Source organism: Synergistaceae bacterium, from assembly GCA_017444345.1.
Classification (GTDB): domain Bacteria; phylum Synergistota; class Synergistia; order Synergistales; family Aminobacteriaceae; genus JAFUXM01.
Map to the genome: position 1 here is coordinate 1 of JAFSWW010000137.1, position 9,521 is coordinate 9,521.

Sequence of the window (9,521 nt, forward strand, 5' to 3'; positions counted from 1 at the left end):
ACTTTATTTATATTTATATGGGAGGTCTTAATCATGAAAAAATTTTTTCTCGCGCTGTTGATTTTCATTATGATTTCTGCTCCGGTTATGGCAATGACTCCTGAACAAGAAAAAGAGTGTAAATTTATAATTCATACTGCTGCGGTTCTTGCATCAGGGTCGGCGGCTGCTATGGCTCAAGCTCCGGGAGCTGATAATACTGCACTTGCTGTAATTGTCGGCGGAATGGTCTGGGAACTTGCAGAAGTATTTGACATAAGAATTAGCGAGGCAAAGGCAGAAATAGGAATAATTATATTAAAACATTTTGCAGGAACAATAGCAGCTCGAATCGCGTCAGAATGGATATTAGGCTGGATTCCATTTTTAGGAAATACTGTAAACGCTGCGACAATGGCCGCCCTAGTTGAATATATCGGCTGGACAACAGCGGAAAATTTTGATCAATACGGCTCAGGCTGGTATAACAAGTAAAAATATATTCCCCCCTCGCGCTAAAAAGGGGGATTGATTTATTTATTCTGATGTGATGAGAAATTCTCCCGTTCCATTCAACGTAAAAGACTCTTCACAATTTGCAGGAATAAAAATATTACTTCCTTGTTTGAGTTCGCATTCAAAATCGCCGCATTCAAATTTTGCCCGGCCTGACACGCATAATATAAATTTAAAGCAATTATTTATTTGCCCGTGATAAATTTCTTGCAAGTAGACTCGTTCGACTCTAAAATTTTCGCAGTCAACTAAAATATTTTCAGATTTTCCGGGCGGTTCGGGGTTAATCGGCTCTAAATTTGCAACGTCTAAGGCTTTATTTACGTGTAATTCGCGCAGATTCCCGTCTGAGTCCCTCCTGCCAAAGTCATAGACTCTGTATGTAATATTAGAATTCTGCTGAACTTCAACGAGTAAATTTCCTGCTCCTATTTCGTGAACAGTCCCGGCCGGTATAAAAAAAGTATCTCCCTTTTTGACGTGAAATTTTTGCAGCAATTCGGGCAATGTATTATTTATTATCGCGTTATTGAATTCTTCACGAGTAACTTTTTTCTTGAATCCTAAATAAATATAAGAATCATTTAAGCAGTCAAGAGCGTACCACATTTCAATTTTTCCGGGGCTGTTTTCATGTTTGAGCGCGTAATTATCATCAGGGTGAACTTGTATAGATAGTGCCTGCTTAGAGTCAATTAATTTTACCATTAACGGGAATCTTTGAGTCGGCTTAAATGAAGGCGAGACTATTTCAGGAAATTTTTTTATAGCACTTGAGAGAGTCAAACCTTTTAAATCACCGTCAAGAATTATATTATCTCCGTCCTTATGTGCTGCAAGTTCCCAGCTCTCAGCAAGCGGCAATTTTTCCGGAATTTTGTCCCAGTCTAATAATCTTGTCCCGCCCCATAAATAATTCTTGTATACTGGCTTTAATCTGAATGGCAGCATATTATAATCTCATTTGACCGTTTTCTATATAGACTCTAGGGACTCGCGCTGATGGGTCGCATAAAATCTCGTGAATTATAGTCCCTGAATTTTTCGCGGCAATCGTTACAAGTTCTTCATCGAATATAACAGCCTCGTCTCCTGCTTTAACATTATTTAAATCAGTAACGTCTATCATAGTCATATCCATACAGATCCGGCCTCTTACCGGGCATAAAGTATCATGAATCTTCACGGAAAAATTATTAGATAAAACTCTCGGCAATCCGTCAGCATATCCAATCGGAAGCACGGCAATAATCGAATCGCGTTCAAGTTTATAAGTGCGGCCGTAGCTTATAGTTGTGCCTTTGGGTAAATGACGGACGGCAGTAATTCGAGATTTCAGAGTCATAACCGGATGTAAATCAAGTTTGCTGTTTTCGTTGCCCGTATCTGTTGATTCATAACCGTATAAGACGAGCCCGAATCTTCCCATGTCAAAATGTGCATTAGAATAATTCAGGACTCCGACACTCGCTGCGGCATGTGATAATTTGAAAGTGAGTCCTTTTTTTGCGAGAGTCATTCTTGCATCGTGAAATTTTTCTATTTGTGAATTCGTAAAATTTGAATCTCCGTCGGCTGCTGCAAAATGAGTGAATATACCTTCATAATTTAGGCCGGGTAAATTGCATAATTCTTGAATTTCCTGCGCTGTATGTTCTTTATCTATATCATTATCGGGCCAGTAAAAACCGGTTCGGCTCATTCCTGTATCGATTTTGACGTGAATATTAATTTTTTTCTTGACTGATTGCAGGATTCGCGAGAGTTCCCGGCCGTTTGCTAGATCTCCTACAGCTTGAGAAATATTATAATCGCTCATGATTTCCGCAAATTCCGGCTGTGTCTGCCCAAGACATAATATAGGCAATGAGATATTATTTTTTCTGAGTTCGACTCCTTCTGGAATAGTAGCAACTGCCAGCCAGTCAGCCCCGCAAGACTGCAATTTTTTCGCCGTCTCAATCATCCCGTGCCCGTAAGCGTTCGCCTTGCAGACTCCGAGAAATTTTGCGTTATCGTTCAGGCATTCACGCAGGATTTTAATATTGTGCACAAGTTCGTCTAAATTTATTTCTGCCCAAGTCCGTGAAGTAGCTGTCTCTAAATTATTCATGCCAAGAAAACCCCTTTTTTAAAAATTATTATACAGCACATCGCAAATCATGAGTCAAAATCACACAGGGGGACGCACGTAAAATATTATTTCGTGAAAAATTTATGTTATCGCAAAAAATTTTAACGCACGAAATTTTTATAACGAGGCACGAGGCAAACTCACGCAGGAGTCTCACGTAAAAATTATTTCATAAAAAATTTTATGTTATCGCAAAAATATATTTCTATAACGAGGCAACATAACGCGGGCGTCTTATGTAAAATATTTCTCATGAAAAATTTATGTCATCGCAAGAAAATTCGTGCTCAAAAATTGCATTTATACAAAAAATTTTATCTCTGTGAGTTCTTGCTATTACTTGAAAATTTTAATGTTTTTGTAGCTGTAAATGTAGCTGTAAAATTTGCATCCTTTGAAGTATAAAATTTATCTTGAGAGTATTATATCTCACAACACAAAATAATAATTTTTCAGCGAATCGACTGCACCCTATACGCGCATAACGAGATAATAAAATTTCATGATATAAACTTGAAAGGCTGATAATATTTCATGACAAGTAATAAATTTATCGCTGTATTTATCGGCAAAATGGGCGGGGACTTTTTCAGGCAGCTGCAAAAATATAATCTTGAAAATATTAATTATCTAGCTATAGATTTCGATCAAGAAAAAAATTTTAACGCTGATATAAATATTATAAGAATTTCGCCGGACTCTAAACCTGAAGACTACACGCAGCAATTAACAAATTATCTCGCTGGGAATTCTATATTATTTCTGTTCACAAGCACTGAGAATCTTTGTGAAATGTTATTAGGCCTGACTGTCTCGACTCTTGCTCGTAAAATGGGAATATTAAATATTGCTGCTGTGCTATCATATATGGCCTATGACGATGAAGAAAGCGCGGAAAAAGTCAAAAAATTTAAATCTATTACGGACGCGTTTATTTTATTGAGTTATTCTGAGAGTGAAGAGGGCGATTACAACGGGCTATTTTATGAGGGACTTTGCGATAGAATTTGCCGGGGTGTTCAGGGAATTAATTATTTATTTACTAAGCCGGGATTAATGCCGATTAAGTTCAACAAGTTAAAAAATTTTCTCTCTGAAATAGGCGCAGTAGAGTTTAGTACTTCACAAGGCGAGGGCGTAAAATCTATAGCATTAACTACGCTCAGGGCAATAGACTCAATCAGGGGCTATGAATATAAAAAAGTCTCAATAAATATAATTCCTGCGCTTGAATATTTTTACGATGCCGGGGCGATTTTGCGATATAGTTTCAGCGAGGCAGCAAGAGTCTTGATAATAATAGCAACGGGCAAAAATTTCACTTTAAAGAATTTATACAGGGCTGTGCAGATTGTAAAGAGCAGGGCAAACCCTAAAAAATGCAACTCTGCGCTAAAAATTTTATGGAGTCATGTTTTCGACGAGACATTAAAAGATTCAGAAGTCCGAGTTACGTTAATATCTTCATTCGGATTTGAGGCTCCGTCGGGGATTTATTACGAGACTTATGAGTATATGTTCAGGAATGAATCGCCCGATAAAATTTGCAATTTTTTCAAGAAAGATTTAATCTCGATTAATGACAAAGATAAGGCGTTCGGGATAAGATTTATAGAGGCTGTTGTGCGTTACGGGACGGCTGAATTATTAAATTTTTGCTTTGACAGGGGCTTAGATTATGACTCAGGCGGCATAAAAAATTTTGTTGACGATAATGACATAAGACTTGTAACTCCCTTTGAATCTTTAGAGTCTGCTATTGAATATAATAATCTCGACACGTTAAAAGTATTGCTTGAACACGGCATTATTTACGACAAGCACAGCGGGAGAACTGCTTTAATTATTGCGGCTCATCAAGAAAAATTTTATATAGCAAAATATTTAATAGATCATGGCTTTAACTTGAATGCTCGCGATAATGACGGCAGGACAGCTTTAATCTGGGCAGCGGGGCGGGTTAATTTAAAGATTACTCGTGAATTAGTGCGTGCAGGTGCTGATGTAAATATTCAAGACGACGAAGGCAACACGGCATTAACGGCAATCGGGGCGAATTACTGGCGCAAAGATAACGAGTCAGCCTCAAAAAAAGGCCTAGAAATTGCTAAACTCTTAATCAATAACGGCGCGGACGTGAATATTTTAAATCTTAAGGGAGAAAACGCGCTTATATGCTTGCTTGAAAGTTTTTTATATAATAAAAACGTGAACGGCGAAATTATAAATTTTTTAGTCGACTCGGGAATAAATATTAATCATGTCTCAAATAACGGAGACAGCGCGCTCTCTCTAGCAATAGAAAATCATTTGCCGGTTGTAACTGTTTTGCTGAGTGCCGGGGCTGATTTTAAAACTTTAACATTGAGGGATTCGACGTTATTTATATGAAATCATAGCTCTCTGTAATTATTAAGATTCGTTATAACGCGTTAAAGAATGGCAGTGCTGAAGAAAAACATAGAAAAATTTATTATTGACATGAGATTCAAAAATTGCCCTCGATGAGAGATTATCAAGGGCATTAAATTTTTTCATGTTATGAGAGTCTAAGCTCTTTTCTCATTTCGTCAAAAACTTTCTGAATCTTTGAGATTTGCTCTCTATAATTCTTTTCGTTGTATTCAAGATAGCCGACAGTCATATAATTTCCGAGTCTGAATACTTTTTTCATAAAGCCGTCAATACGTGAAGAAAAATAATTAAATATTTCCCAGCGCGCATCTTGTATCTTTTGAGCGTCAAAATTTTCTATAGGGTCAGCACATATCTTGACAGCAATAATATTATTCTCAATTTGCATATAAATAGAATCAAAAATAGTGCCGGACGGGTCTATATCATTGCAGAAATCCCAGCTAAATCCCCAAAAACCTCCGCTATAATTATTGACATAGTAGAAATTTCTATCTTGCGGTAAAATTTTTTCATTCTTCAGTGAAGTAAAAAATTTCTTGTAGGCCTCGCTGCTCCATTCGCTGATAGGATATTTATCAAATTGTGCGAACTGGTCGATGTATTCGAGATAGTCAACGTAATAATTAAATATATCGCTGCTGCTCGTTGACTTATAGGGGCGCATTATTTGCAATAATTTTTCACGGTTAAATTCGTAATCTACATATTGTTCGGGCTGCGGCTGATCATAAATTTTATAGAGAACGCAAATTATTTTTTCAGGGTCAATATCTGCATTAACAAGTTTCTGTTTATAACCCGGAATTTGTCCCTCGTAGGTATCATTGTAAACTTTATCCTCGATAATCACATAATTATCGCCTACAGTAAGCAGGACATCAATATTGTATGATTGACGCTCTATACAAGAAATTTCTTTTGCAGTCTCAAGGCCGGGTATTTTATGAAGCAAATCGAGAGCACAAGACTCTAATGCCGGATTTTTGCCGTGATTTTCCTTCAGTGCAAATGACATCAGCCAGCAAATAAAAGCATCTTGGGAAAGTTCTTTTGTAGCATACTTAAATAAATTAGTGCTGTCCATTAATTTATAACCTCCGATAAAAATTTTAATTCATTGTAACATTTACTTAGGGGGGGGGGGGTAGCTAAATATTACTTAATATTCCCTCCGCAAAATCCCTAACTAAATTTTTCAGCTCGTCAGGCTCAATCACTTGAATATGAGGCGCGCCTGACATAACCCACCTTGCGACTTCATAAAGACTCGGTACTTCAGCTGTTAATATAACACCTCCTTCCGGGCATTCCTGAATTTTTTGTGTAGGATGCCATTGTATTTCTCTGAAAGAATCTGCTAACGGCTCAGTAATTCGCACTCTTATAAAATTTTTCTCGAATCCCGGTATAACATGCCACGCTGATAATATATAATTTTCAGTGAAGCCCGCTGTATCAGGTAAAATATATTTCTCGCTTGAAAATTTTGCGCGAATAATTCTACTTACTCTGTGAACGCCTAAATTTTTATATTTATGATTGTATGAAGCCATATACCACGCATTACCGCGAAAATAGAAATCATAAGGCGATAGAGTCCATTTTTTAGGCTCTTTTCCGGGTGCTGAGTAAATAATATCGATTGCTTTCTTATTATATTTGGCCTCGACTAAAATATTAAATATTTCTGGATTTATCTTTGCGGCCGGAGTAGACATCATTGTTAATTTTACGATTTCAGATCCGAGCGAGATAATTTCTTCAGGGATATAATTATTAAACTTTGCCCAGAGACTTTTTGCGGAGTCCTCCAAGTGCGGCAAAAAATGGGCAGCCATACTCAAACCCGCAGTAAGTGCAGTGATTTCCTGTTTAGTAATCTTCAAGTTTAAATAAAATGTTCCCGCACTCTCCATAAAGTATAATTTTTCGTGGGGGTCATATTTTATATTTGCTCCGTAAATCCCCCGCAAATAACATAAATCATTCTGAAAAGTGCGGTTGCTTTTATATTCACCGACCGCAAAAATTTCATCGTGTGAGGCCTTAGCTCTTGACTGCAAGAAAGCCATAATACGCGATAATCTGTCATGACGTATTGAAGTCATATCTTTCGGCATAAATTAATACCTCCTTATGATCCCGCCGCACATCGGACAAAAATTTATCACTCTTGAATCTAAATTTTCAGGAATATTTATATTTGTCTTGTCTGCTCCTGAATCTAATAAAATTTTTACAGCGTCCATATTATTAAATTTGCAGGCGACACTAAGTGCTGACTCTCCGTTTTTGCGTCTTGCGTTAATGTCCGCTCCTGAGTCAATTAGATTTAATATTATTTCGCTGTTATTATGAACGCAATTTTTTGCGGCAATCATCAGGGGAGTTACTCCGCCTTTGTAGATTTCGTTAATATTTGCGCCCGCGTTTATAAGCTCGTAAAGAGTGTTAGAATCCTTCCCGTGATAATAGCACCTCAAGAAAATTTTTAGGACATTATGAAGACTCGCACCTTTTTGAAGCAAGTATCTGACAACTTTTGAATCATTGAAGACTGCGGCATAAATTAACGGTGTGAAGCCCTGATTATTCATGTAATTAATATCTGCTCCATTTTTGAGCGCGTAATCTATAAAATTCATATTCCCATGACAAGCAGCAAGAATCAGCTTAATATTTATATTTCCGGGCAATTTTTCGAGATCGTCCCACATTTTACGCAGCATAAACCGGCATAATGAATCACCGAAATCATTATCCCATTTAAATTCAATTTGAGAAAATTTTTGACGCAAGAAATTTTTAACTTCAGGACGTGAGAGAATTTGCAGAATGATTTTAATTTGCGTGATGTCGTCAAGTTTTATATAAATTCCTGACTCTAAATAATGCCCGATCCATGTATTAACAAGCCCCGAATAATCCGCTCCGTTATCAAGTAAAATAGCTATAATTTTTTCAGGCTCATAATAATCGGCGTAATTGTTTACTATAACGTTGAGAATATTTTTACAGGATTTAATATTAACTCCGGACGCTATAATTTTCTCAAATGCCCCCGGCGAATAAGCACAGCAAAGCAAATCTAAAATATTATCCGGCACTCTTTCACCGGTGTATGACGTTAAATTTATATTTGATTTACTGATTATATAAGTGAGTTCTCTATTATCAGGAGCAATTACGGGAATATCAAAGCCATTCTCACGCAAAAGTTTTAAAATTTTCGCCCCGTTGTCAAAATTTTTCTTTATCTCGTTATTATTTGACTCAGGGAATAAATTTATCCTAAATGCGAAATTTATAGATTGATCCCCTATGAAATCACTAATCATAAACGAATTAAGCAATCTCACTAATAAATCAAGATCATAATTAATTATTGCGTCATAAAATAATCTGCGTATATATTCGATTTTGTAAATATTATATGACTTGTTAATATATCTGAATTCATAGCATAATTTATTATATTCGTAAAGACTCGTATTATCATAAAATTTTGAGTCGGCTCCTGACTTTATCATTAACGGCAATACTTCACGATAAAAAATTTCTTGTTTTCTTGAATCATTATTTTGCAGATTCATTATTTCGAGAGCATCCCGCCCGTTATTATCTTGAGAGTTTATATCAATTCCCGAATCTATGAAAATTTTTACTATTTCAGGCCGGTAATATATACTTTTTGCTGCGTAAATAAAAGCATTCTTCCCTTCATTATTCTTCTTATTTAAGTCTGCTCCGTGTTCGATAAGCAATCTTAATTTTTCCGTGCATTCATTATCATTATTATAATCTATATACATCAGGGGCGTTCTGCCTTCATCGTCGCGTAAATTTACGTCAGCTCCGGAATCAACTAAAATTTTTACGTATTCAAGACTTGCTTTATTAACCGCAAACATTAAAATTGTCATTCCGCTTTGAGTGCAGGAATTCACGTTCCAGCCATATTTTATAAATGACCTGTATATTTCGGGCGAGGCTTTACGGGTAAAAAACGGCTGTATAAGATTCCCGCTTAAATTTATGCCGGCTTGGAAAATTATATCAAGAATTTCGAGAGTCTCGCGCTCATCGTGATGATTAATTAACTCGTCAAAAATATTTTCAGGGAAGACTCCATTTTCTTGAAGTTCCCGCGGGTTATGGCCGTTATTTATGAAAAATTTTACTAATTCGGGAGTGCTGTACATTATGCAGGAAGCAAAAAGATTTTTATATGATCCCATTTTTACGATTTGCAAATCACTAAGACCGTTTATAATTAAATTTTTCAGGATTCCCGGGCGTTCGTGATTAAATAATTCGTGATAATTTTTATAGCCGCCGTCATTCATGCCTATAATAAAATTTATAGTGATAGAATCGCTCATATTTTCGTCGAGAGAATGACCCCATATTAATAACGAGTCAGGAGAAATCAACGACTCAAAAATTTTAGCAAAGTCTGATAATTCGCCCAGTG

Annotated in this window: 7 protein-coding genes; 2 read left to right on the top strand and 5 right to left on the bottom strand. The window is 36.4% G+C overall.

Annotated features, from left to right (window positions below; genetic code table 11):
• The first annotated feature begins 33 nt into the window (after positions 1-33).
• Entirely contained in the window at positions 34-474 is a 441-nt protein-coding gene (locus IJS99_10895) for a hypothetical protein (GenBank protein MBQ7562314.1), read from the top strand.
• Between the two features lie 42 nt (positions 475-516).
• On the opposite strand, the gene IJS99_10900 is transcribed toward IJS99_10895, so the two are convergent.
• Together IJS99_10900 and alr are read right to left on the bottom strand one after the other, a co-directional pair.
• Positions 517-1,446 carry a class I mannose-6-phosphate isomerase gene (locus IJS99_10900; protein ID MBQ7562315.1) on the bottom strand — a complete coding sequence of 310 codons (930 nt, stop codon included), beginning with the start codon at positions 1,444-1,446 and terminating at the stop codon, positions 517-519.
• A 1-nt stretch (position 1,447) separates the two neighbouring features.
• On the bottom strand, positions 1,448-2,608 hold the full coding sequence (gene alr, locus IJS99_10905; GenBank protein ID MBQ7562316.1) for an alanine racemase: 1,161 nt from the start codon (positions 2,606-2,608) through the stop codon (positions 1,448-1,450).
• Between the two features lie 555 nt (positions 2,609-3,163).
• Between alr and IJS99_10910 the strand changes: the two genes are divergently transcribed.
• A complete protein-coding gene (locus tag IJS99_10910) occupies positions 3,164-5,020 on the top strand; it encodes an ankyrin repeat domain-containing protein (GenBank protein MBQ7562317.1) in 1,857 nt (618 codons plus the stop codon).
• Positions 5,021-5,168: 148 nt separating this feature from the next.
• Here the strand turns inward: IJS99_10910 and IJS99_10915 are convergent, their stop codons facing one another.
• The 3 genes from IJS99_10915 to IJS99_10925 form a co-directional block, all read right to left on the bottom strand.
• The gene (locus IJS99_10915) at positions 5,169-6,131 is read right to left on the bottom strand and encodes a PD-(D/E)XK nuclease family protein (protein MBQ7562318.1); all 963 of its coding nucleotides are present in this window, start codon (positions 6,129-6,131) and stop codon (positions 5,169-5,171) included.
• Between the two features lie 64 nt (positions 6,132-6,195).
• A complete protein-coding gene (locus IJS99_10920) occupies positions 6,196-7,167 on the bottom strand; it encodes a WYL domain-containing protein (protein ID MBQ7562319.1) in 972 nt (323 codons plus the stop codon).
• Positions 7,168-7,170: 3 nt separating this feature from the next.
• The coding region (locus IJS99_10925) for an ankyrin repeat domain-containing protein (GenBank protein ID MBQ7562320.1) at positions 7,171-9,521 on the bottom strand (2,351 nt) is incomplete at its 5' end.

Bases quoted from the DNA above. Each gene is read 5' to 3' on its own strand.
- IJS99_10920 (MBQ7562319.1), bottom strand. From the start codon at position 7,167: ATGCCGAAAGATATGACTTCAATACGTCATGACAGATTATCGCGTATT.
- IJS99_10895 (MBQ7562314.1), top strand. From the start codon at position 34: ATGAAAAAATTTTTTCTCGCGCTGTTGATTTTCATTATGATTTCTGCT.
- IJS99_10915 (MBQ7562318.1), bottom strand. From the start codon at position 6,131: ATGGACAGCACTAATTTATTTAAGTATGCTACAAAAGAACTTTCCCAA.
- IJS99_10910 (MBQ7562317.1), top strand. From the start codon at position 3,164: ATGACAAGTAATAAATTTATCGCTGTATTTATCGGCAAAATGGGCGGG.
- alr (MBQ7562316.1), bottom strand. From the start codon at position 2,608: ATGAATAATTTAGAGACAGCTACTTCACGGACTTGGGCAGAAATAAAT.
- IJS99_10900 (MBQ7562315.1), bottom strand. From the start codon at position 1,446: ATGCTGCCATTCAGATTAAAGCCAGTATACAAGAATTATTTATGGGGC.